The 23,481-nt window shown below is 74.8% G+C and carries 18 protein-coding genes; 7 read left to right on the top strand and 11 right to left on the bottom strand.

The window, feature by feature from the left end; translation table 11 throughout:
* Positions 1-21: 21 nt before the first annotated feature.
* From ACVUH9_RS09685 to ACVUH9_RS09675, 3 genes are all read right to left on the bottom strand, one after another.
* A complete protein-coding gene (locus ACVUH9_RS09685) occupies positions 22-1,479 on the bottom strand; it encodes a hypothetical protein (protein WP_475756305.1) in 1,458 nt (485 codons plus the stop codon).
* A gap of 91 nt (positions 1,480-1,570) precedes the next feature.
* Positions 1,571-1,762: a hypothetical protein gene (locus ACVUH9_RS09680; protein WP_475756303.1), complete on the bottom strand. Its 192-nt coding sequence runs from the start codon at positions 1,760-1,762 to the stop codon at positions 1,571-1,573.
* A 560-nt stretch (positions 1,763-2,322) separates the two neighbouring features.
* Positions 2,323-2,715, bottom strand: coding sequence for a hypothetical protein (locus ACVUH9_RS09675; protein WP_475756302.1), 393 nt, complete (start codon positions 2,713-2,715; stop codon positions 2,323-2,325).
* Positions 2,716-2,942: 227 nt separating this feature from the next.
* On the opposite strand from ACVUH9_RS09675, the gene ACVUH9_RS09670 reads away from it, so the two are divergent.
* Entirely contained in the window at positions 2,943-4,382 is a 1,440-nt protein-coding gene (locus tag ACVUH9_RS09670; RefSeq protein ID WP_475756300.1) for a sigma-70 family RNA polymerase sigma factor, read from the top strand.
* Positions 4,383-4,474: 92 nt separating this feature from the next.
* Here the strand turns inward: ACVUH9_RS09670 and ACVUH9_RS09665 are convergent, their stop codons facing one another.
* Genes ACVUH9_RS09665 through ACVUH9_RS09655 form a run of 3 tightly spaced genes read right to left on the bottom strand, consistent with a single transcriptional unit; the run spans position 4,475 to position 13,021 of the window.
* Complete coding sequence (locus ACVUH9_RS09665) at positions 4,475-7,837, bottom strand: phosphodiester glycosidase family protein (RefSeq protein WP_475756299.1); 3,363 nt, start codon at positions 7,835-7,837, stop codon at positions 4,475-4,477.
* Positions 7,838-7,885: 48 nt separating this feature from the next.
* Positions 7,886-9,649, bottom strand: coding sequence for an alkaline phosphatase PhoX (locus ACVUH9_RS09660; protein ID WP_475756298.1), 1,764 nt, complete (start codon positions 9,647-9,649; stop codon positions 7,886-7,888).
* Positions 9,650-9,658: 9 nt separating this feature from the next.
* Positions 9,659-13,021, bottom strand: a complete 3,363-nt coding sequence (locus ACVUH9_RS09655; protein WP_475756296.1) for a phosphodiester glycosidase family protein — start codon at positions 13,019-13,021, stop codon at positions 9,659-9,661.
* A gap of 430 nt (positions 13,022-13,451) precedes the next feature.
* Here ACVUH9_RS09655 and ACVUH9_RS09650 point away from each other — a divergent pair, with 430 nt between their 5' ends.
* The 4 genes from ACVUH9_RS09650 to ACVUH9_RS09635 all read left to right on the top strand — a co-directional run bounded on the left by ACVUH9_RS09650 (position 13,452) and on the right by ACVUH9_RS09635 (position 15,431).
* Positions 13,452-13,889, top strand: a complete 438-nt coding sequence (locus tag ACVUH9_RS09650) for a VOC family protein (RefSeq protein WP_475756294.1) — start codon at positions 13,452-13,454, stop codon at positions 13,887-13,889.
* A 99-nt stretch (positions 13,890-13,988) separates the two neighbouring features.
* Entirely contained in the window at positions 13,989-14,537 is a 549-nt protein-coding gene (locus tag ACVUH9_RS09645; RefSeq protein WP_475756292.1) for a hypothetical protein, read from the top strand.
* Between the two features lie 56 nt (positions 14,538-14,593).
* The gene (locus ACVUH9_RS09640; protein ID WP_475756291.1) at positions 14,594-14,950 is read left to right on the top strand and encodes an ArsR/SmtB family transcription factor; all 357 of its coding nucleotides are present in this window, start codon (positions 14,594-14,596) and stop codon (positions 14,948-14,950) included.
* Positions 14,951-14,969: 19 nt separating this feature from the next.
* Positions 14,970-15,431, top strand: a complete 462-nt coding sequence (locus ACVUH9_RS09635) for an SRPBCC family protein (RefSeq protein WP_475756561.1) — start codon at positions 14,970-14,972, stop codon at positions 15,429-15,431.
* 7 nt (positions 15,432-15,438) lie between these two features.
* Here ACVUH9_RS09635 and ACVUH9_RS09630 read toward each other — a convergent pair whose 3' ends face one another.
* A complete protein-coding gene (locus tag ACVUH9_RS09630; RefSeq protein WP_475756290.1) occupies positions 15,439-15,714 on the bottom strand; it encodes a hypothetical protein in 276 nt (91 codons plus the stop codon).
* Between the two features lie 278 nt (positions 15,715-15,992).
* On the opposite strand from ACVUH9_RS09630, the gene ACVUH9_RS09625 reads away from it, so the two are divergent.
* Entirely contained in the window at positions 15,993-16,556 is a 564-nt protein-coding gene (locus tag ACVUH9_RS09625; RefSeq protein ID WP_475756289.1) for a dihydrofolate reductase family protein, read from the top strand.
* Between the two features lie 133 nt (positions 16,557-16,689).
* Here ACVUH9_RS09625 and ACVUH9_RS09620 read toward each other — a convergent pair whose 3' ends face one another.
* The 4 genes from ACVUH9_RS09620 to ACVUH9_RS09605 all read right to left on the bottom strand — a co-directional run bounded on the left by ACVUH9_RS09620 (position 16,690) and on the right by ACVUH9_RS09605 (position 19,766).
* On the bottom strand, positions 16,690-17,268 hold the full coding sequence (locus ACVUH9_RS09620; RefSeq protein ID WP_475756288.1) for a hypothetical protein: 579 nt from the start codon (positions 17,266-17,268) through the stop codon (positions 16,690-16,692).
* Positions 17,265-18,512: a DUF7405 family protein gene (locus ACVUH9_RS09615; protein ID WP_475756287.1), complete on the bottom strand. Its 1,248-nt coding sequence runs from the start codon at positions 18,510-18,512 to the stop codon at positions 17,265-17,267. Before ACVUH9_RS09615 ends, ACVUH9_RS09620 begins: the two co-directional genes overlap by 4 nt.
* Positions 18,509-19,213 carry an iron transporter gene (locus tag ACVUH9_RS09610; protein WP_475756286.1) on the bottom strand — a complete coding sequence of 235 codons (705 nt, stop codon included), beginning with the start codon at positions 19,211-19,213 and terminating at the stop codon, positions 18,509-18,511. The genes ACVUH9_RS09615 and ACVUH9_RS09610 overlap by 4 nt, the downstream gene beginning before the upstream one ends.
* Positions 19,214-19,442: 229 nt before the next feature.
* Complete coding sequence (locus ACVUH9_RS09605; protein WP_475756285.1) at positions 19,443-19,766, bottom strand: hypothetical protein; 324 nt, start codon at positions 19,764-19,766, stop codon at positions 19,443-19,445.
* A gap of 181 nt (positions 19,767-19,947) precedes the next feature.
* Here ACVUH9_RS09605 and ACVUH9_RS09600 point away from each other — a divergent pair, with 181 nt between their 5' ends.
* Positions 19,948-23,469, top strand: coding sequence for an Ig-like domain-containing protein (locus ACVUH9_RS09600; RefSeq protein ID WP_475756284.1), 3,522 nt, complete (start codon positions 19,948-19,950; stop codon positions 23,467-23,469).
* Positions 23,470-23,481: the final 12 nt, after the last annotated feature.

Genomic DNA, 23,481 nt, shown 5'->3' with positions numbered 1-23,481 from the left:
GGGGTGCCGATCCGCCCGCCGTCAGCGCCTCAGGGTCAGCGTGCCGCGGGCCGCCCCGGCGCGCAGCGCGAGCTTCACGGAGCGCTTGCGCTTGAGCGCCTTCCTCGCCTTCGCGGTGAAGGTCAGCTTCACGCTGACCCGGCCGGACGCCGGGACCTTCGCGCGAGCGGACGCGACGGTCTTGCCACCCGTCGTGGCGGTGACCTTGACCGCGCCACGCTTCACGCCGGAGAGCTCGACGGGCAGGCCCTTCGCGAGCGCCGCGCCGAGCCGGACCCGCTTGCGGATCGTGATCGCCGCGCCGCGCGGCGTCGTCACCGTGCCCGGCTTGGGCGCGAGGCCCCCACCCGGCCCACCCGGCTTGCCGGCACCGTCGCCCGGACGACCGGCGCCGCCGCCCGTGTCGCCGCCGCCACCGCCACCCGTGTCGCCACCGGTGTCGATCGGCCGGGCCGGGGGGACGTCCGCCGGGCCCCAGTCCGGGTTGCTCGCCCCCGGGATCAGCAGCCGCCGCGTGTGCTCCGCCGTCGGCGTCCCGCAGTCGTTCGCGAACGACGGCAGCGGCAGGACGTTGACGCCGGTCGCGTCGGCGTAGGCCAGCGTCGTCCCGTCCGGCGACCAGGACGGCGAGCTGATCCGCCCCGAGCCGTCCGTCAGCCGGTAGCAGTTCATCGGGACGTGGGGGTAGCCACCCATCGCGCGGTAGAGGTAGAGCGTCTCGTGCTGCTGGCCGGTGACGAAGACGAGCTTGGTCCGGTCGCGCGACATCTCGCCGTCGCTCAGCCCACCGGCGGCGGACGGGTCGAAGAACCAGCGGGAGAGCGCCCCCGGGACGCCACCGGACTCGTCGCCCGGGGTGTGGACGACCGCGTCCTCGTTGCCGACCTGGATCGGGTCGGAGAGCAGCGTCTCGCCGTCCTCGTTCCAGGAGGGGCCGACCCACCCGGTCCGCTCGCTCCAGCCCGGCTTGTCGAACGGGCTCTTCCCGTTCGGCGAGATGTAGTTGGTGCCCTGACGGCCGTAGACCGTCTGGCACCCGGTGGAGGGGTTGCAGTTCGGGGTCTCGCCGAACTGGGTGTAGTACCAGCTGTAGGCGATCTTCATGCCGTCGGGCGAGATCGCCGGATCGAACGGCCCCCGGAACTGCGTCCCGGGCATCGTGTACGAGTGGGGCGTGAGGATGTCGTAGCGGGTGCTGCCGTCCACGTTGACGACCGACCCGTCGGGGTTCAGCGTCGTGATGCGGTCGCCGCGGAGCGCCACGATCCGACCGCTGTCGGCCTGCGAGACGGTCGAGTACCCGCCGTCGAAGGTCACTTGGTACTGACGGGCGCCGTCGGGGGTCGTCAACCAGACGTTGCCCCCCTTGACGTACGCGATCGAGTCCGCCGAGGCCGCGCCTGCGGCCAGGAGGAGCGCGGCCCCGGAGGCCGCGAGGGCCGCACCGAGGCGGCGAGGGAGACGGTGGTTCGTGGTCATGCGCCCATCCTGCGAGCGACCGTCGCCCCCCACCAGGGGGCCCCACCCCGAACACCACCCCAGCCTTTCGGCGGGGCCCCACCCGGGGGTGTCAGCGTGCGGTGGCCCGCAACGTCCCGAGTCCGGTCCGCAGGAAGGCGAAGACGCGATCGACCTCCTCGGCCAGGTCGTGCCGCGCCTCCGTGGCCAAGGGGCTGTTCCGGAGTCCCGTGAACATGCCCATCACGGCACCGACCGAGCAGCTCGTGACCGCCATCCACGAGGCCGCTTCGACCCCGGGCATGGAGTCCCAAGGCGCAAGATCGAGAACGCACGGCCCCGGGATCTGACGCCGAAAGCGGGCCACCGAGGACCGCTCCGCCACACCAGGTGGACCCCGTGGCCCGTTTTGCCCCTCCGAACCACGGTCGATGGCCCGTCTCGCCGCTCGACCTGGCCGCCCGGGACCCAGGATCGCCGACCCCAGGGATTTGGTCCCATCCCCAGCAACCATGCGGCATCAGGGGGGCCCTCGCCGCCGCGGCGAACGACGTTGCCGCGCGGCGCTTCGGGACTCGCTGCGCGCGCGAGATCGACTGGCCGTCCTCGCCCGCCTAGGGGGGAGTTTCGGACCACCCCGACCCGCTAGGCAGGAGTTTCGGACCACCCGGCCCGCTAGGCGGGAGTTTCGCACCACCAAGCCCGTCCAGGCGGGAGTTTCGCACCGCCAAGCCCGTCCTGACGGGGCGTTTCGCCGCCCTCGGCGCGACGTCGCGGGCGCAGAAGGTGGTCGTCTGCTCCCCCCAACGGAAGAAGGTGGTCATTTGCTCCCGCCTAACGCAAGATGGCCGCAGACCTTCGCCCCTAGCGGTCGTACGCCTTCACGAAGACCCGCTGGGGCGTGCCGCCGGCGAGGGTGAACGTGACCCGGTACTTCGCGCCGGCCCTCAGCGCATCCCGCGCGGCGACCTTCGCCGAGTAGACGACATCCGCCCCGTGGCGTCCGGTCGCCGTGATCCTGGTGACGCGGGCGTCGGTGCCCTCGTCGAAGCGGATCGTCGCGCGATAGCCGCCGCCCGGCTTCGACGGCAGGCGGCTGCTGGCGAACTTGATCGTCGCGTGGTGGCTGTCGGTGAGGAACATCTGCGGGGATCCGCCGAGGCGGTGCGCGGTGCCGGCGGCGTCGGCCACGACGGGAACGGTCGTCGCGGCCAACAGGCCGGCCAAGCTGGCCAGGATGCGGTTCGAACGGGACATGCACGTGCTCCTTGATGAAGGTCCCGCGATCGAGCGGGCTTGCGGGGAAGACGCTCCCGGCGCGGAGGCGTCACGCACGTTCTCGAGAGAATCTTCCGGCAGTTGCGACGAAGGGGCGTGACGTTCCGTCCGTGGTGCCGTCTCCTCAGAACCACTCCCCAGAGAAGCGGGTCATCATGCGGCTGTTCCCCTCCATCCCCCTGCGTGCTGCGCGCTAGCGTACGAACGTGGCGCCATACGTCCACTCCAAGCTCGTCGCCCGTGCCGCCGACGGAGATCAGGACGCGTGGGAGCGGCTTGATCGCCACCACCGGCCACGACTGCAGCGGTACGTCCGGTCGCTCGCGCGACCAGGGACCGTCGACGTCGACGACGTGGTCCAGGAGACGCTGGTGCGCGCCCACGCGCAGCTCCGGAGCGGCCGCGCGATCGGGCGCCTGGATGCGTGGCTGTGCCACGTGGCGAGGAACCTCGCGATCGACACGATCCGCGTCCACCAACGGCACCGGTCCGATGTGCTGGACGGCAGCGAGCGCGCCGCCGAGAGCGGCGACACCGAGACGACCGTCCTGCGGCGGGAGCGCCTGAGGCGGATCACGGAGGACCTCGCGGGCCTCCCGGACCGTCAGCGCGGCGCGCTGCTCGGCTGCGTCGTCGACGGCCGGCCGGTGGCGGAGGTCGCCGACGAGCTCGCGCTGTCGCCGGGAGCGGTACGGATGGCGATCCACCGCGGGCGGCAGAACCTCGCGCGGGCGGAGCGGGCGAGGGACGCTCGCTGCGAGGCGATCCGGCCCCTGCTCGACCGGGCCGCCGATCGAGGCGTCCGTCCGTCGGAGGACGCTCGACTGCATCTCAGGGAATGCCCGGACTGCCGGGGCTATCGCCGGGCGCTGCGCCGCGTCGACCGGCGCCTGCGGGCGCTGACGCCTCCCTGGCTGCCGCTTGCCGGGGGCATCGGCGTCGCGGGCCCGGCCGCTGTCGGGGTCAAGCTCACCGCGGTGGTCGGCACGGTCGCGCTGGTGACGACGACGGGCGGGCTGGTGGTCCTGGCGACCGAGGTCCGCGGCCCCGGCGATGCCGCACCGATGACCCTGCTCGGCGAGCGCACCTACCGGGGCGACCGCATCGTCCGCGGCGTGGCGCTGCCCCGGCGGACGGCGCTGGTCACCGCGAAGGTGGAGCTTCCGGCGGGGCGGTTGGCGCCGGACGCGCACCGGAGCGTGGTGCTCGACTGCCCGGCGGGCACGGTCGCCGACGGTCCCGTGGTCTCGCGAACCTCGCCCCTGGCCTGGCGCGCCCACTACCGCACCTACGACGGTCATGGGCGCCGGATGCGCCTGACGTTCGATCGCCGGTCCCTGCCGCAGGCCACGCGAATGACCGTCGGCGTCCTCTGTCGACGTCCCGACTCCAACGGCTCGTTGGCGGTGCGGCCCCGGCGCCTGGGTCCCGGGGAGACGCCGTCGCGGACCTGCGCGGTGCGGCGAGGAACCGCCGAGCGCCGGCGCCTCTATCTGTTCGCCAGGCCCGGCAGCGGGTGGAGCGGGCAGCTGACGTCGCGCCAGCCGGTCTCGATCGTCCGCGCGGATCGTTCGCGACGCTGGTCCTACGTGATCAGCGACGTGGGAGCCCGCGGTTGGCTGCGGAGCAGCTCCCTCTGCGGTTGAGGATGCGGCGTCGGCGTCGCCGAACGGGGTGACCTGGCGCGCTCAGCGCAGGACGCCGAGAACGCCCAGTCGCTGCGCCGGGACCGTCCGGACTAGTGCGCGGACGCGGACCGCGCGGTCGCCGTGAAGCCCCGGGTGACGGTCTTGGCCCGTCCGCCGGTCGGGGCGAAGCGCACCGAGGCCCGGACGGCGGCCCGCCCCGCCTTCCCCTTGGCGATCGCGCGCCGGACCCGGGCCGACGGCCTGAGGGTCACCGCGACGGTGCCCGCCTTGCGGACGGCGACGGTACGGGAGCCCGCGGCGACCGCCCTGCCGCGCTTGGGCGTGACCCGCGCGGAGACCGTGAGCTTGCCCGGGCCGGCCACCCGGATCGAGAACGAGAACGCGGTGAAGCTGCCCTTCGCGGAGCGGATGCTCACCGCGTTGCTCACGGCCGGCTTGCCGGTGCCGGCCAGCGCCGGCCCGGGCGACCGGCCCGGCGGAGCCACGTTCCCGAGCGGCGGGTCGAGCAGACCCCCCGGATCGACGACCGGGCCGGGGTCCGGCGGGACCGACCCGTCGGTGATCGCCAGCGTCCGCTCGGACCGGGCGGGCGCGCCCCCCTCGGCGGCGGCGTCGGCCTCGACCGCCAGCGTGACGGTGCCGGCGTGCAGGCCCGTGAGCACGCGGGTGGCGGGATCGAAGATCGCCGCACGGCCGGCGGCGCGCGCCGCGGCCAGGTCGGTCGGCCCGGAGCCGATCGCGAGGTTGGTCGAGCCCGACCAGCGCGAGGTGATCGGAAAGCCGAGCGGGACCGTGCGGCCGTCCTGCTGGAGCGCGCCCGACACGGTCGCGGTGGCATCGACCGCAACCGAGGTCGGTGCCTCGAGCTGGACGCTGGTCGCGAACGCGTGCACATCGGCCGTCAGGCCGTCGGGTCGGCCCGCGTCGACGGCCACGCGCGTCCAGCCGGTCACGCCGCCCTGCCCCGCGCTGCCGCGCGGGCCGGTGACCGGCGGGACCGCCAGCTGCGCGACTCCGTCGTGCCGGCGGACCGCCGCCACCCGTGCCCCCGCGCTGAGCAGCGACACGGGCTTGCCGCTGGCGGCCGCGAACCGGACCAGCGCCTGGTCCAGCAGCGTGTTCTCGCGGGGGTCGGCGAGCGTGCGCGCGGCGTCCTTCAGCGGGTCGACCGTCGGCCGCGCGGTGACCACCACGACGTTGTCGATGCCGGCCGCCTGCGCGGCCCCGTCCAGCGCGTCGTCGAGCACCGCGAGCTGGGCGTAGCCCGTGCCGAGCAGCGTGCCCGCGGAGGAGTCGAGCAGGACGAACCGGGTGCGCTGGTGGTCGAACGTGCGCCACGGCGCGCCGAAGGCGGTCGTGAACGCGGCGGGCAGCGCGCCGCCCGAGCGGTCGCTGTCGCCGGGCAGGACGACGCACGGCAGCTTGCCCGCGGGCGCCGCCGGGGGATCGACGGCGGTCACGCTGATCTGGCACCCGCCGCGCTCGAGCGCGGTCCGCGCGGCCGTGGCCTGGCTGCCGCCCCCGAGCGTGACGCCGCCGTCGACGAGCACGAAGTCGGGGCCGGTCGAGCGGATCCGCGCCAGCGCGCCGACCGCGGCGTCTGCTCCGGCGTCGGTCGCGGTCGCGATCCCCGGGTTGGCGAGCACCGCGAACGACCACGGCGCGCGGCGGCCGGCGTCGGGCGCGACGAGCCGATCGGCGACCGGCGGGTTCGCGAGCGCCGGCACCGCGGCGGCACCAACGGTGATGCCGAGCTCGGTGGTGGCCGAGCCGCGCGCGATCCGGAGCACGGTCGACCCGACCGCCTTCGGCGTGATCCGCACCGCCCCGTCGCTGCCGACGGTGACCGACGCCTTCGCCTGGTCGTAGGTCATGGTGGTGTCGCCCGCGTCGAGCGGGGCGGTGAAGCCGTCGGCGTCGCGAGCGGTGAGCGTGACGCCGGTCGCCGACCCGGTCGGTCCCCCGAAGGCCACGGTCCGCGACGACGGCTCGATCGCGACCGGCTCGCCCAGGACCTGCACCTTCGTGCTGCCGGTCGCTGCCCCCGCCGCGGCGGTCACGCGGATCTCGCCGGGCCGGTCGGGTGCGCGCAGCCGCCCGGCCGCGTCGATCGTCCCACCCGAGCTGCTCCACCCGATGCCCGCCGGCAACGGCGCCGGCCCCCAGCCGCTGTCGACCGCGGTGGCGACGCGGAAGCGCCGTTCGGCGCCGGGGAAGACCCGGGCCGCGGTGCCGGACGAGCGGGTGACGTCCCCGTCGGGGTCCAGGAGCAGGGTCGCCGCGGTCCCGTTGCCCGGGCGGACGAAGACGCCGACGCCGTTCGCGTCCGCGCGCTCGCGGCCGTCCGACGGCGCGTTGCGCACCGTCACGGCACCCGTGCCGGCGGGGCGCGCGACGAGCTCGCTGGAGCCGCCCCCGTCCAGGTTCTGGGCGTCCCAGGCGCCGGCGTCCACGAGCAGCTCGCCGAGCTGCCGCTGGGTGATGCCCGGGAAGCCCGCGCGACGCCCGTCGACGACGGCGAGGACCACGCGGGTCCCGGCCTGGTTGAAGCCGATCGCGGTGCGGGGGTTCGGGTTGAGCGGATCGCCGACCTCGTTCGCCGGGACGTTCTGCACCTGCCCGCCCTTGACGATCGCGGCCCCGCCGCCGACCGCGAACCGGACGGCCTGGCCACCCGACGTGCGCAGGCGATAGTCGATCGCCACCCGGTCGCCCACCTGCAGGCCGCGCAACGCGGTCGCGCCCGCCTCCCGGCCGACGAGGTAGAAGCCGTCGCCGGGGATGGTCCCGGCGCCCGGGGCGCCCGGGGCGACGGAGACGACGGCGCCGTCGCGGACGAGGACCTCGGTCGTGCTCGCCGCGCCGGTCGTGGCGCGCGCGCGGGAGTAGGTGCCCCACGCGGGGGTGAACGCCACGATCGAATCGGCGGCGGCGTCGTGGAGGTTGACCCCGTCCAGGACCGAGAACGGCGCGTCGCCGACGGTCACCGACCCCGTGAACGCCACCTGCGTGAGCATCGCCTTCCCGGCCTCGGTGACCACCGACGCGTGGCGCTCGGACGCCAACGGGATCGCCGACTTCAGCAGCTGCCCGCCGGTCAGCTCGACGCCCTGGGCGGCGTAGGAGGCGTTGATGTCGAAGAAGTCGGCGTTGACCCCGCCGACCACGCCCGGCCCGGAGTTGGCCACCTGGGCCGTCAGCGCCATGCCCTGGGCCACGGCCGGGGGATGCAGCAGGTCGAGCTTGACGCCATCCTCGTTCAGGTCGGCGCTCATCACGAACGCGTCGACCCACCCGCCGACGTCGGGGTACTGGAGGTGCCGGACCGTCGTGCTCGGCCCGATCTGCTCGGTGGTGTCCAGCGCGGGGAGCACCGTCGCCGAGGCGGTCGCCGCGGGAAGCACGACGAACGCGACGGCCAGCGCGAGCAGGCGGTGAGTCGGAAGACGCATGGGGATCCTGGGAGTCGGTGAGAGCGGGAGCGCGAGGAGCGGCTCGCGCTACTGCCTCGTCGTCTTCTTGGGTGCGGGAACGACCTTGATCGGCCGGTTGGCGATCGCGACCGGACCGCCGGACACCGGCCGCGCCTGGACGACGAGGCGGGCGGCCACGCCGGGCGTGCGGTGGGCGCGACGGTCACGCGCGTGGGCCGCCCCGATCCGGCGCAGCTCGGCGGCCTTGACGGGAACCAGCACGCGGGTCTTGCGGCCCGCGCGCAGGGTCTGCTTGCGGGTGCCGAGCGTGACGGTCTTCGGCGTGCGCGCCGCCCCCCGCTTGCCGGGCTCGCTCGTGCCGAGGTCGGACGTGCGCAGCGCCACGTCGAGGCGGGCGTCGACCGACGCGGTCACGTCGAGCACGAGGCCGCGGCCGAGCGCCGACAGCGCGACCCGCTTGACGACCGTGACCTTCAGGCCGGGCGCATCGACGTGGTCGCCCCTGCCGGGCGGCGGGACCGCCGGCACGGCCGGGACGACGGGGGCGCCCCCGGTGCCGGCGGGCGGCGGACCGGCCGGCGGGACCGGCACCGTCTCGGTCGGCGTGGTCTCGGTCGGGGTCGTCGGCGTGGTCGGCGTCGTCGGCGTGCCGCCGCCGTCGGGCGCGGGCCGGAACGGTCCGGAGATCTCGTAGACCGCGCCTGCCCCGTACGCCCGCTGCGAGGCGACGTACATGCGGTTCCCGTCCGGCGAGAACACGACCCCGGCCAGCTCCGAGCCGGCGTGGATCGCGCCCGAGCAGCTCAGGAACGACGCCACCACCCGCTCCGGGGTCACCATCACGACGTCGAACTCGCTGGCGCCGTTGTCCTCGCACACGAAGACGTCGTGCGCGCGGGAGACGGTGACGTTGTCGGGCCCGGTGAGGAACGAGCCGTTGCCGCTCGATGCCGGGTCGTACAGGTTCTCGATCGTCGCCGCGCGCGTGTCGTAGGCGCGCAGGCAGTTGTCGCCCTTCGTCGAGAAGTAGACGACCCCGCTGTCGAACCAGATCCCCTCGCCACCGTTGAAGCGCGTGGCGCCGGGGACCTGGTTGCGCGTCGCGACGCTGATCCCGCTCGGGTCCGGAACGGTCTTCCAGGTCGTCCGTCCGGCGCCGTCGACGACCGCGACCTCGAGCAGACCGGTGACGAGGTCCGGGTAGTTGAACGGCGTGAACCGGTAGAGGCACCCGTCCGGCTGGTCCTCGGTCATGTACAGCCGCCAGTTGACGGGATCGACCGTCACGGCCTCGTGCTTGAAGACGCCCATCGCCGGCCGGGTGCGCGCGACGACGCGGCCGAGCGGATCGCACTCCCACACCTGCCCACCCGCGATCTCCTCGCAGGTGAGCCACGTCCCCCACGGCGTGGGACCGCCGGCGCAGTTCGTGTTGGTGCCGCCGCAGATGCGGAAGGCCTCGCGGATCGTGCCGTCCGGCGCGAACCGGATCGACGAGCTGCCGCCCCCGCTCGACGCCGCCGACTCGGAGTTGGAGACCAGCACCCACCCGCCGTCGGGCTCGGCGAACGTCGCCTGCCCGTCGGGGTTGGGGTGCCACGGGTAGGTGGTGCCCGGGACGACCTGGCCCGAGCGGGCGACCTGCCGCGAGCTGAAGCCCGCCGGCAGGCTGATCCCGTTGGCGTCGGGGGCCTGGAGCGGACCGTAGGGGCTGGTGCCGAGGACGGCCGGCGCCGCCAGGGCGCGGTTCCAGAAGGTCGGCCCGAGGGCCAGGGCACCGGCGGCGGCGAGGCCTCCCGCGAGGAGGCCCCGGCGGCTGATCGTCTGCATCGTCATCTCCTAGCGCTTGACCGTGACGGTCTTCGTCGTCACGACATCTCGGTTGCGGGCGTCCTTGGCGGTGATGACCACCGCGACCTCGAGCCGGCGAACCCGCTTCAGCTGCGCCCGGCCCGCCGCGGTCAGCCGGACCGTCACGGTCCGGCGCGCGCCGTTGCCCAGCGTCACCGAGCCGCGGCCGACGACGACCGTGCGCGTGCGCTGCTGCTTCCCGCGGCCGGCGGCGACCTTCAGCTTCGTCCGGAGCTGGATCGTCGCGGACGCGATCGACCCGGCCGGCACCTTCACCGTGACCTTCACGGCGTTGCGGGCGGCAGCGAGCCTCGGCGACAGGTTGCCCGTCCGCAGCGGCAGGACCGACCCGGGCGGGACGACCGTGAGGACGGGGGCGAGCAGGATCCCGCCCGATCCGACGGGCGGATCGACCGGCACGGTGACCGGCGGCTTCGGGTCGCCGGGGCCCGGATCGGGATCGGGGCCGGTCCCGGGATCGACCGGGACGACGTCGACGCTGGTGTCCGCGGTGACCGCCGCGTCCGAGCCCTGCCCGTCGATGGTCACCGTGAGCGTGACCTGGCCTTCCCGCAGACCGGTGAGGCGGGCCGTGACCGGGTCGAGGATCGCGATCTTGCCCGCGTCCCGGGCGTCACGGACGGCGACGGCCCCGGAGCCGATCGCCAGCCCACCCGAACCCGACCAGCGCGGCGTGGCCGGGTAGCGGAGCGGGACGGAGCGGGCGCCCTGGACCGCGTCGGCGTGCACCGCGACCCAGTCGCCGACCGTGACCCGGCGGCCGGCATCGAGGTCGGCACGGGAGCCGACCGGGCGCATCTCCGCGCTGATCCAGTCCTGGCCGGCGTCCGACGCCTCGGTGTCCACGCCGAAGCGCGTCCAGCCGTTGAAGCCACCCGCATCGGCCTCGCCGCGCGGGTCCCCGCCGACCGGCGGGACGCCGACCTCGGCGAGGCCGTCCCCACGTCGGACGCCGGCGCTCCGGGACTCACCGGCGATCAGCACCGTGGACTTGCTCGTGTCCTCCTGGAACCGCCGCAGCAGCCCCTGGAGCATCGCGACCTCGTTCGCATCGGTCAGGGCCCGCGTGCCTTCGCCGAGCACGTCGCTGGTGGGCCGCGCGGTGACCACCGCGACCGAGGCGATCGCGTCGTCGGTCTCGGCGTCGGCCAGCGCGTCGCGCAGCACCGCCAGCTGAGCCGGGGTCGCGCGCAGCGTGCCGCCGGACGAGTCCAGGAGCACGAAGCGCACCCCGTGGAGATCGAACGTCCGGTAGGCCGGGCCGAACGCGTCGGTGAGGCCGGAGACCGATCCGCCGACGCGGTCGCTCGTGCCCGGAACCGCGACGCAGGCGACGCGATCGTCGGTCGGGGGGACGGACGCGACGGACTCGCCGTCGCCGACGACCTGGCAGCCGGCGTCTTCGAGCGCGGTCTTGGCGACCGTGGCCTGCACCGACGAGCCGGACGCCGTCACCCCGTTGAGGAGGATGAGGTCCGTGCCCGAGGCGCGAGCGACCCGCACCGCCCGGGCGGCGACGGCGGTCGCGGCGTCGTCGGCCGTGTCGATGCCGAGGTTCGAGAGCGCCGCGAACGTCCACGGCGCACGGTTCGACGAGCCGTCGACGGAGACGAGCCGATCGGCGGGCGGCGACGCCGGGACGACGCTCGGCAGGGTGACGTCACCGACCCGGACCGCGACGCTGACCGTCGCGGCGCCGTCGGTGATCCAGAGGACGGTCGAGCCGGTGGCCTTCGGCGTCACCTGGACGCGGCCGTCCGGCAGCGCCTCGGCCGTGATCACGGCCTGGTCGTACTCGAGCTTCGCCGCGCCCGCGTCGACCGGGGCGGTGTAGCCCTCGACGTCGACGCCGTCGAGCGAGAGCGCCGCGGGCGAGGCGTCGGCGTTCGCGAACGAGAGCTTGTCCTGCGAGACCGAGACGGTCCGCAGCGTCGAGAGCACCCGGAGCCGGGTGGTGCCGGTGGCACCGCCGGACGTCGCGGTGATCTCGACCTCGCCGGGCTCGGACGGCGCGGTGAAGACGCCGGCCGCGTCGATCGACCCGCGACTCGCGGACCAGGTGATCGGTGCGGTCGGCGTCGCCGGGGCCCAGGCGGCGTCGACGACGGCGGCATCCATCGCGACCCGACCACCGGGGACGGCCCGAGCGGGCGCCCCGCCTGCCGGCTTCGGCAGCAGCGCGGCGGGCACCCCCGTCGCCGGGTTGGTGAAGACGCCGATCGCGGCGTTCTCGTTGCGCTCGCTGCCGGTGCGCACCGCGACGTCGGTGGTGCCGGCCGACCGGGCCGAGAGCGTCGTCGACCCGCCGCCACCCAGGTTGACCGCGTCCGCCGCGCCGATCGCGCGCATGAACGAGCCGAGGTCGGTGAGGCTGGTCCCCCGGACCGCGGCGAGGTAGGCCGTGCGGTGATCGGCGGAGAACCCGATCGCAGTGCGGTTGGCGGCGCCCGCGGTGTCGTCGGTCGCCGTGACCAGGCCGTCGGTCACGAGCGGCGTGGCCAAGGCGTGCCCGCCGAGCGCGAAGTCGTAGTCCGGCGCCGGGCCGTCGGCGGTCTTCAGCTTGTAGTCGAGCGCGATCCGGTCGCCGACCGCGTACTGCTGCAGCGTCGTGCCGCCCGCCTCGCGGCCCACGAGGTAGAGCTCGTTGGCGGCGATCGCGCCGGTGCCGGGCGCGCCGACGCGGACGGCGGTGACGACGCCGTCGACGACGCGCACCTCGGTCAGGTTCGTGCCCCCGGTGCGGTTGCGGCTCGCGGCGCCCCACTGCGACGTGAACGCGGAGACGCCGCCCGGGGTGCCTGCGGTGTACGTGTTGACGGCGGTGAGCGGGAGCGTGGTGACGGCCGCATCGCTCACGGCGGTGCGCGTGATCGAGCCGGTGAAGAGCAGGCGCTGGATCGCCCCGAGGCCGTCCTTGGTGACGCCGGCCGTCGGCCACGGCCGGGGCTCGGTGGCCGGACCGGAGCTGCGGAGGAGCCCTCCGCCGATCTGCGCGTGGTTCGGGGCGAAGCTGTTGCCGTTGTCGTAGCCGTCGCCGTTGATCGCGCCGATCGCGCCGCCGGCCCGGGCGAGCGCGCTCGGCGTCGTGCTCCCGCCGATCGGGGTGAAGCTGACGGTCGGCTGCGTGAGCAGGCCGAGGTGGGCACCCGCGGTGCCCATCCGCACCTCCAGCACGTCCGCGTTCGCGAATCCGTGCGTCATCAGCGGCTTCAGCGTGTGCAACGTGACGCCTGGCGCGAGCGGCTCGGTCCGCTTCAGCGCGGTCAGTGGGCCGGCCGCGGCGGCCGGGCCGGCGGAGGTGGCGACGGCGAGCAGCGCGGCGAGCGCCACGGCGGCGGTGCTCCCGCTCCGACGCGGCGAGCGCGGGGAAACGGACGACCGAGGACGGACCACGGGCATGGGCGATGCTCCTTCGATGGGAACCGGTGGGGTGGGCCGGCGGCTGGACGCGACACCGCAGGGGGCGCGAGGCGCTGTGGAGGCGAATGCCTCGGCAGCAGACGGCACGGAGTATCGGGGGCCTCGCGCGCCCTCCGGTGAACCTGCCGTTACCAAGCGGAGAAGTTCTCGCTACGGGTGTTGCCGTACGGCGTCAACGTTCTACGAGCCGTGTTTACGGCGTGATGGACGACCCTACGGCCAGTGCGGCCGGGACCAGGACCAGGACCAGGACCAGGGCCAGGGCCGAGGGCCGAGGCCAGGACCGGGACCAGGACCGGGACCAGGACCGGGGGGACACTCCGTCGCTACCGTCGAGCGCATGGCAATCCAACGGATGGACCACGTCGGCGTCGTCGTCGACGACCTCGCGGCGGCGACGGCGTTCTTCGTCGCGCTCGGGCTCGAGCAGCTCGGCACAGGCACGGTCGAGGGCGGCGTGGTCGACCGGATCGTCGGGCTCGAAGGCGTCCGCTCCGAGATCGCGATGCTCCAGACCCCGGACGGCCACAGCCGAATCGAGCTGAGCCGGTTCGTGACCCCGGAGGCCGGTGAGGGCGACCCGCAGGCGCCGTCGAACACCCCCGGCCTCCGCCATCTCTGCTTCGCCGTCGACGACCTCGACGCCACCCTCGTCGGCGTCCGGGCCCACGGCACGGAACTGGTCGGCGGGGTCGAGCGCTACGGCGACAGCTACCGGCTCTGCTACCTCCGCGGCCCGGCGGGGATCATCGTCGAGCTGGCGGAGGCGATCGGCTGAGGCGCAACCAGGTCACAACGGCGAGCCCCTACCCGCTGCGACGGTGTCTAGCCTGTCCGCAGGCCCGGCGCGCGTTCGCCCGTCCGCGGCCGACGCCTGATGACTGGGACCTCGATCACGTTCTTCCGGGACGCCGGCCCGCGCTACCGATCGGTGCTGCACCGCCGTGACGGGGTCGAGGTCGAGCTGGTCGGCGGCGGCTACAACAACGTCGGCGGACCAGCGCGACGGGTGCCGCACGACCTCGCGCACGTCGTCGTCGAGGACGAGCTGGGCCTCGACTTCGGGCTCTGGGGCGTGCTCGCGGCGGGCGGTCTGTTCGTGCCCTCCAACACGCGGGTGATCGGCGGCCGGCAGCCGGCACACGCCGGCCATCGGGCGAAGGCGATCGTCGATCGGGGCGGTGAGCGCCTCCGACAGGCCGAGATCGTCGTGCGCGCGGTCGCGGATCTCGCGCTCGCCGGCCGGCACGACGACGTCGCCGGCTTCGCGGCCGCCACCGGCCCGCGGTGGGCCGTGCCGAACATCACCGGCGAGCGCCTCGCGGCGGCGTGCCGGCGGTTGCAGGATGCGGGCACGCGGTGGAACGCCCTGCCCGACGGCGGCACGATCGACGTCGCCTGGCGACTGCCCGAACCGCGCCACTGAGCAGGCACCGCCGCCGCTCGGTTGCGCTTCGCGTTCACGGGCTATAAGTTAGCCATATGGCTCAGTATTCGCCGCCGCTCGACGACGCGCTCAACGACGTCTTCCGCGCCCTCGCCGACCCGACCCGACGCGCGGTGCTGGGGCGGCTGGGAACCGGGCCGGCGAGCATCGGCGAGCTGGCGGCCCCGTTCGAGATGGCGCTTCCGTCGTTCATGAAGCACATCCGCTACCTGGAGAACGCGGGATGGATCAGGACGCGCAAGGCCGGCCGGGTCCGGACCTGCACGCTCGAGCGGCAGTCGTTCGCCCTGGTCGAGACCTGGCTCGACGAGCAGCGCAGCCTCTGGCAGGGCCGCACCGACCGGCTCGAGCGCTTCGTCACCACCACCCACGACAAGGAGTCACCCGCATGACCACCACTCCCGCCCCGAGCTGGACCTGACCGTCTCCCGCGTCATCAAGGCCCCGCGGGCCGCGGTCTGGAACGCCTGGACTGACCCCGCGAGCTTCGAGCAGTGGTGGGTTCCGGCCCCGGAGGTCTGCCGCGTGCGCAGCATGGAGCTGCGCCCGGGCGGGCCCTTCGTCACGGAGCTCCGCCACGACGGCGGCGCGTTCGGCCCGCACATCAACGGCTGCTTCCTCGCCGTCGACGAGCTCGAGCGGATCGTCTTCACCGACGCGCTCGTCGTCGGATGGCGTCCGGCCGAGACGGCGTTCATCACCGCCGTCATCACCATGAAGGACCATCCGGAGGGCACCGAGTACACGGCAACCGCGATGCACCGCAACGGTGCCGACCGCGACCGGCACGAGCAGCTCGGCTTCCACGACGGCTGGGGCACCGTCACCCGGCAGCTCGCCGAGCTCGCCGAGTCACGGGCAGCGCCGCGGTGACCTGGGGTCAGCCGACGATGACGTTGTGGATCGGCGAGACCATCGGCTCGCCCGGGTCGATGCCGACCGCTTCGAGGATCGGTCTCAGCGTCTCGCGAAACGCCTCGAACGCCTCAGCCGAGTCCCACACGTCGAAGACCTGCAGCCCGTTCTCTCCCTCGAACGCCGCGTGGTAGCTGCGCCCGGCGGGAGCGCCCTGCCCGGCGTCGCTGAGCCGCCTGATGATGTCGTCGTACTTCTCGGCGGTCATCCCCTGAACCGCGAAGTAGATGCCGATGGCCATGGGGCTGCTCGCTTTCGCTCGCTGATCGGAACCCCTCGAACGTACTCCCGGCTTGGGCGCCGTATCGACGCCCACGCCGCACATGACCTTGGCGACCCGCTGCTCGTCAGCGCGTCGTCCCGAGGACCGAGCCGCCCACGACGATGAGTTCTCGTCTCGTGATCAGTCACTAGCTGTGGAAGAGCAGCCTGCAAACAGAAGGAGAGCCCGATGTCACGCTCAATCGTGAGCTGTACCACGACCATCGTCCGTCGCTCCGGCGCGACGAGCTTGAAGCCATGCTGATCTACTCGATGGGCGTCTCGGTCGACGGCTTCATCGCCGACCGCGAGGGCTCGTTCGCGTGGACGCCCCCGAGCGACGAGCTGTTCCGCTTCCACACCGAGCGGGTGGGCAGTCTCGGTGGCTACCTCTGCGGCCGCCGGCTCTACGAGGCGATGCTGGTGTGGGAGACGGACCCGTCGATGCGCGAGAGCGAGCTCAGGGCCGCGTTCGCCGACATCTGGTGCGCGCTCCCGAAGGTCGTCTTCAGCCACACGCTCGACAGCGTCCAGGGCAACGCCCGGCTGGCCGAGGCGTCGTTGGCCGAGGAGGTCGCCGCGGCGCAAGACGCGACCGGCAAGGACGTCGAGATCGGCGGCGCCGGCCTGGCCGCGCAGGCGTTCGAGACCGGCCTCGTCGATGAGCTGCGGATCTTCCGCTACCCGGTCGTCGTCGGTGGCGGCACGCCGTTCCTGCCCCCCGTCACCGAGGACGTCACGCTGGACCTGATCGAGACCAGGACGTTCGACTCACGCGTGATCTACGAGCGCTACGGGCGGGCCCGCGCCGAGTCGGACTGACACCGCCGTTCGCTCGCGGCAGGCCCCGACGGCAACGGCTGGGTCGTCCGGGCCGCGCCGCCGCGCACGGCGATCGGCGCCACCGTGGCGGCGGCCGGGCGGCCGGCCGGGCGCACGGCGCACCCGACCGCCCCTACGCCGCCTGTTGCTCCCGCTCCTCCCCGCCCGCGCGGCGACGGCGGACGCGGACGACGAGGGCGGCGGCGCCGAGCAGGACCACACCCGTCCCGGCGAGCAGCGCCACCGGCGGACCACTCCCGGCCGGGGGTCGGACCGTCAGCGTCGTCCGACCGGCCGCCCCCGCGACGTCGACCCGGACCGGGTAGGCCTGGAGGTCGCTCGAGCTCGGCACCCGGGCGATCGCCTCGTAGCCGTTGCCGATCCGCTGGACCGGCAGCGCGCGGCCGACTCCGTCGATCTCGGCCACGATCCGGACCTCGGCGTCCTCGATCGGGCGACCGTCGGCGGCGTCCTGGACGTAGGCGGTGAGGTCGATCGCGGGCCCAGCGGCCGGACGGCTGACCGCGGAGGCCATCAGCTGGACCCGGTACGGCCCGGCCTCCGCCGCCCCCAGCAGCGCCCCGCCGTGGGCGCCCGCGGACGCCGGCGGCAGCGCGCCGACGATCGCGAGTCCGACCGCGAGCGCCCGGACGCGGTCACGACGGCCGCACGACGGCCCGCCGATCCGGCGCTCGCGACCCCGCCCGATCACGCCGACCACCCCGGCAGGCCGGGGCAGATCCGGTCGCGGCGCGGCGGGACGAACAGGTTCGCGCGGGCCTCGACGGTCATCCACTCGTTGATCCCGTTGTTGACCTGCTGCCCGACCGTGTTCGTCCCGACCGCGCGGCGGGCGTCCATCGCCACGCGGGTCAGGACGAAGTCGTCGATCGAGCGGGCCAGCGCCACGAAGTGGACCCGCGCGGCACCGCCGTCGGTGCTGTTGAAGTCCCGGCGGATGATCCGGGGACGGCCGTCACGCCGCGCCGCGGCTGCGGCCTCGGCATGACCGACCACGGCGTGCTTGCGAGCGACGGCCACCACGTCCACGTCCGCCGGCAGGTGCTGCCCGCGGGGACGGCGGCGGACGTCGCGCGGGGTCGTGGTCGCGGTGAACATCCGCTGGGCCCGGCCGGCCTCGTCGACGCTGCGGTACCAGCTGTCGAGCGCCAGCGCGATCGTGCTGAGGTGCATCGTGGTGCCGCCGGCCCAGCGGCCGGACGCGATCGTGACGTCGTCCTCGGTCGCCTGGTTGCGCTTGAGGCCGGACTGGAACCCCATGTACAGCGGGGCCCGCTTCGGCAGCGGCTGATCCTGCGGGAGGCCGACGACCCCCTTCCGGTGCGCCTCGGGCAGGCCCGCCCCGACGAAGCCGGTCCGCCGGTCGGTCACCCGCAGCAGCCCGCGGAGATCGGTCGGCCCGTCGCCGCCCGGCAGGCGACCGCCGCCGAACAGCGCCCGCTCGATCCGGTCCAGCAGCGCCGAGTCGTCGGAGCCGAGGTGCAGGACGCAGGCCGGATCGTCGAGCCGCGGGACCTCGAAGTCGTTGAGCGCCATCGCCTCCGGCACAGGCGAGGCGACGCCGATCCGCCGGAACCAGCTCGGTCCCCAGGCGACGGTCAGCAGCAGCCCGGCGTGGTCGAGGGCGACCGTCCGCTCGACCCGGCGCAGCGCCGCCTCGGCGGTCCGGGCGCGCTGCGGTGTCGGATCGGCGGCGAGCGCGCAGACCAGCAGCCGCTGGTGACGCGGTGGCAGTCGGTTGCCGGCCGCGTCCCGGGCCAGGTACGCGTCCCACTCATGCTGGCGTCCCGGCCGGATCACCCGCGGCAGGCCGCTGCGGGTCACGGCTGTCGGCGCGGTCGCTCCGTCGCGCCGATCCAGCAGCAGCCCGCCGCCGACCGCGGCCGCGGCGCCGACGAGCCCGCCGGCCACCACGCGACGCCGCGTCGGCCTCACGGGGCCGTCCACTCGAACGGCACCCGCAGCTTGACCGGCTTCTCGTAGCGCTTGGCCGAATCGGGGTGGCGGCCGACCTGCGGCGGGCCGACGACGATCGTCGCCGCGTACTTGCCCGACGTGGCCAGCTTCATGTTGTCGCCGTAGTGGAGGCCGACCCCCATCCCGATCATCGGGTAGAGCGGGCCGTTGTGGACGGCGACGCCGGCGGGACCGGTGATCTGGGCGGTGACCGCCGCGTCGGGCAGCCGGTCGCGGCTCTCGGCGTCGGAGACGAGCACCATCACGTGGGCGTTGTCGCCCGGCGCCGGCGGGTGCTTGCGCATCTTGCCGCCTACGGAGACGGTGAAGGCCATCGGCTCCTTCATCGCCGCGACCTCGACCCGCAGGTCGTCCTCGGTCGCGCTGCCGAGGCTGACCGACGACATCGCGCTGTGGTCCGCGCCCTTGCCCTTGCCGTTGCCGCTGCCGCCGGACGAGTCGGTGGAGGTTCCGTGGCCCGACGACGCGTCCTTGCCCGAGGACGACGTCGAGGACCCGTGGCCGATCGCGTCGTGGCCCGACGGCTGCGTGCTGGTGCTCGGGCGGGTCGACCCGGAGGCCTGGACATCGGCGCCGTCGTCGTTCGACCCGCAGGCGGAGAGCGCGAGCGCGGAGCTCGCGGCGAGGGCGACGACGAGACGGCGGGGAACGTGGGTCATGGTGGTCCTTCGGGTGGGGTCGTCGCGGGGAGGCGAACGGGATCGGGAACGGGCGTCGCGAACGACGAAGCGGCTTCCGGTCCGCGCCGGCACGGCTCGCGTCCGCTCAGCCGGTGCCGGCGGAGACGGATCGCCGCGCAGGCGATGCCCGCGCGGCCGTGCAGGCCCGACGAAGACCGTCAGCCGCGCGGTCGCGGGCCGACCGCTCTACGGAGGGTCTTGGAGGGGGTCAGGCGGCCGCGGGTGGCGGGCGCATCGCCAGCGCGTACGCCAGCGTGTTGCCGGCCGGGCGGAGCAGGTCCGCCAGCACGGGACGCAGGACGCGCCGCGGAGCCCGGGAGGGGCGTCGGCGCATCCGCCGCTCGCGCGCCCGGGCGAGCACGTCCTCGCCGGGGAACAGCCCGACCGCGAGGACCAGGAAGAGCACCAGCGGCGGCGCGAGGATCAGCCCCACGGAGGGGGCCGCGACGACGGCCAGGCCCAGCGCGGCGACCAGCACGAGCGCGAGAAGCGCTCCCCGTAGCCGCGAGATGTTGCCTGCTGGGCCCATCACCGCCGGACTGTAGCGGACGGATCGCGACGTCCCGCCACGGGAGCTGGCCGCGCGACGACGCGGTACGGAGTACGCCCGCAGCGCGTGTCCACCGACCGCGGCCGCAGCCCGCGAAAAGCCGCCAAATGCAGGGGACCCATGGGACCTCGGGTCAAGTACCGTCCCGCGTCAGATGCGGCGGATGACCTGGACACGGACGATCTGGGCCGCGGGGCTCGCAACGCTGGTCGGCGGGGTCGGCAGCGCATCGGCGGCGACGATCGTCGTGCCCGCCGGGGACACCGCCGCGCTGGTCACCGCGATCGACACGGCGAACGCCAACGGCCAGGCGGACACGATCCGGGTCTCGGGTCGCTACACGCTCGCGACACCGAACAACCACTGGTACGGACCCAACGTGCTGCCGGCGATCACGTCGGAGGTCACGATCGCCGGCGACGCGACGACCGGCGCGGTGATCGAGAACACCAACGGCACGCGCGGTCGCCTCTTCTTCGTCTCCGGCGGGCGCTCGGGCCTCGCCGCAGGAAGCCTGCGGCTACGTGACGTGGAGCTGCGCGGCGGCCAGGCGCACGGCGGCTCCACCGCATTCGGCGGCGGTGGAGCCGGGCTGGGCGGCGCGATCTTCAACCAGGGGACCCTCGACCTCGACCGGGTCACGCTGGCGGACAACCGGGCGGACGGCGGTACGGCCGGCACGGTGAACTCGAACAGCGGCGGTGGCCTCGGCGCGGATGCGGAGACGGGCGGCCCCGGCGGCGGCTTCGGCGGAGCCGTGACCGGTGGTGGTGCGGGTGGCGCCGGCGGAACCGCCTCCGGCGGAAACGGGGGCGGCGGCGGAGGAGGCGGCGGCTACGAGAGCGGCGACTCCGGAGCGGCGGGCGCCGCGCCCGCCAGCGGTGCCGGCGGCGGGACCGCCAACGGCCAGGGCGGGGCCAGCATCGAGGGCACGCTCGGCGGCAACGGGTCGGGGGCCGGCGGGCGCGCGATCGGCGGCGGCGGACCCGGCGGGGCCGGCGGGCGGTTCGGGGCCGGCGGGGCGCCCGGCAGCGCGTCGGGCAGCAACGCCGGCGGGTCCGGCGGGGGCGGCGTCGGCGGCGGTGGCGGCGGCATGAGCCCGGCCTACGGCGGCGGCTCGGGCGGCTTCGGCGGCGGTGGCGGGTACGCGAACTCCGGCCCGGGCTCCGGCGGCTTCGGCGGCGGCGCGGGCGGCACGGACGGCCGGAGCGCCCCGATCCCCAGCCCCGCACGCGGCGGCTTCGGCGGCGGCGACGGCGCGACGCCTGTGAGCGACAAGGTCACGATGGGCGGTGGCGGAGCCGGAATGGGCGGCGCGATCTTCAACGACCGCGGGACGGTCGTCGTCACCAACAGCACCTTCAGCGGCAACGTTGCGCAGGGCGGAGCCAGCACCACGGTGTTCGTCGGCGGTGGCGCCGCCGCGGCCAGCGGCGGGGGCGACGGCCTCGGCGCGGCGCTCTTCAACCTCAACGGCAGCGCGACCCTGACCCACGTGACGATCGCCGGCAACACGGCGGAGGGCGGGGCGGGCGCGCCGCGCGGGAGCGCGGGTGTGTCGGTCTACACCCTGGGCTACGACCGCGCCGCAGCGCGGGCCGCGACGACGACGCTCCGGCAGTCCGGAGTTGACGACGTGCCCGCTGGCCGAGCGCCGATGGCGACCGCGGACGAGGGAACGAACCTCGCCAGCATCTCCAGCCCGCTGGTGGACACCGCGGTCGGAGTCGACTTGCAGCTGGCGTCGTTTGGCGACTACCAGGGACCGACGCGCACGCGGCCCCCGCTGGCCGGGAGTCCGCTGATCGACGCAGTGACCGCCCCGGGGACGGTCACCACCGACCAGCGCGGACTCGCGCGCAGCGGCAGCTTCGACCGCGGCGCGGTCGAGGTCGTCGCGACCGCGGTGACGGTGACCGACCGGACGATCGCGGCTTCGGGGTCGGCCCAGAACGTGAGCCTGGCGGCGACGGTCGGTCCGGCGCGCGGTACGTCGGGCCCGGGAGCGGTGAGCTTCTCCGTCGCCGGGCTCTCCGGCAGCGCCCAGGGAGCCATCGCCGGCGGCGCGGCGTCGGGCACCTTCGCCGTGCCCGCGGGGGCAGCGCCCGGCAGCTACCCGGTCACCGCTACCGCGGCCGCCGCGCCCGGCTTCCAGGCCGGGAGCGGCAGCGGCACGCTCACGATCCTCAAGTCGCCGCCGGTCTGTGCCGACGTGCCGGCGAGCACCCCGCACGACACGCCGGTCAGCGTCGACCCGGACTGCGCGGGGGCGGTCACCGGCGACGCGGTTGCCATCGCGGCTGACTCCGCGCACGGGGTCGCGTCGGTCGTCGCCGGTCGTCTGCGGTACGTCCCGACTCCCGGGTACACCGGGACCGACAGCTTCAAGTACACGGTCACCAACGAGGGCGGCAGCTCGAACCAGGCGACGGTGACCGTGGCGGTCGCCGCGCCGAAGCCGACCTGCGAACCGGTCGCGCTCGAGGCCGGCGCCGGCAAGCCGACGCCGGTCGCGTTGGCCTGCACGAGCACGATCGCGCAGACCTACGAGATCGTCGATCCGCCGGAGCACGGCAGCCTCCGCGACCTCGATCCGGCGGCGGGCACCGTCGTCTACGTCTCCGACGAGGGCTACGCGGGGCCCGACGAGCTCAGCTACCGCTCGTCGAGCAGCAGCGGTGCGGCGGCGGTCGCAACCGTCTCCGTCGACGTCCACGCGGCGCCGACGATCGCCGTGACGGGGTCGGCCAGCTTCGAGCTCGGCGCCGGGGCGCTCTCGTCGTCGGTGACGGTGAACGGTCGCCTGACCCCGCCGGGCCCGGCGACGGTCGACCTGCGGCTCTACGGCCCGGACGACGAGCGGTGCAGCGGCGCACCGGTCTACGAGCAGCTCGACCTCGACTATCCCGCGGGCGGCGGCACCGTCGCGTCGGGCGCGTTCGTGCCGGCGGTGGCGGGAACGTACCGCTGGCGCGTCTCCTACTCCGGTGACGCCCGCAACGTCGCGGTGCGGACCGCCTGCGGTGCGGCGACCACCGTCGTGACCTCGCGGCCGGCGCCGCCCGAGCCCTGGACGCCGCCCGTCCTGCCGGATCCGCCCGTCTCGCCGGCTCCGCCCGCCGATCCTCCCGCGGCCACACCGACGCCCCGCGCCGTGTGCGGCGCCCCGCTGGTCCTGCTCGACGTGTCCCCGGTCGCCCGGGGCCGGAAGGCCCGGGTCAGCGGCGTCGCCCAGCTGGCCCTCGCGGGACAGCGGGTGACGATCGTGCGCGACGGCCGCGCGGTCGGCCGCACGACCGTCCGGGCCAACGGCAGCTGGAGCGCCACCGTGGCCGGTCCGCGGACCGCGCGCTCACGGCCGTGGTACGCCGCCAGCACGAGCCAGGCCCGCACGGCGCCGCTGCGCTTCTTCCGCCGGATGACGATCACCACCCGTCGTGGGCTGCGGGTGACGGGCCGGATCGCGACCTCGCCGCACCTGCGGCCGGGTAGCGTCCGGATCGACCGGATCGACGTCTGCAGCGGCCGGCGCACGTCGACCCACGCGCGGGTCTCGCGCGACGGGAGGTTCGCGCTCCGGCTCGCCCGCCCGACGGCGAACGAGCCGTACGCGCTGTTCCGGGTCTCGGCGACCCTCGCCGCCAGCCTCCGGACCTACACCACGATGCTCGCCGTCCCCCGCTGACCTGGCGCGCTC

It is taken from the genome of Patulibacter ginsengiterrae (assembly GCF_056269115.1).
Note: the sequence above shows the minus strand (reverse complement) of the source record. Positions and strands in the feature narration are given on the sequence as shown.